Raw genomic sequence first — 359 nt, 5'->3', positions numbered from 1 at the left:
CAACGACCAGCCACCCATCACCCCGCCCTTAGGCGAGTTCACTGGGGCCGGCGACTGAGGAAAAATCCATTCCCTCAGACACCCAACAGCGTGCCCGACCACATCCCGTCCGAAGATCATGCGTTCCACGCTCCGAAGAGCAGTACTAACAGCCTCCGACCCGAGATCACGGTCGAATAGTCAACGTTCCACCCATGAGCAACCAGCATCAGACATTCGCTGATGTACTGGCCTCTGAACCAGCCCCGAAGGACCGGCTTAGAAGTGCTCCTTAGAAAGGAGGTGATCCAGCCGCACCTTCCGGTACGGCTACCTTGTTACGACTTCGTCCCAATCGCCAGTCCCACCTTCGACAGCTC

General features: G+C 58.2%; 1 rRNA gene. It reads right to left on the bottom strand.

Features of this window, described 5'->3' with window-relative positions:
- Nucleotides 1-275: 275 nt before the first annotated feature.
- Nucleotides 276-359 (bottom strand): 16S ribosomal RNA (locus IO24_RS0140070); the annotation flags it as partial.

The sequence above is a fragment of the Streptomyces flavovariabilis genome (assembly GCF_000725785.1).
GTDB classification, from domain to species: Bacteria; Actinomycetota; Actinomycetes; order Streptomycetales; family Streptomycetaceae; genus Streptomyces; species Streptomyces hawaiiensis.
Note: the sequence above shows the minus strand (reverse complement) of the source record. Positions and strands in the feature narration are given on the sequence as shown.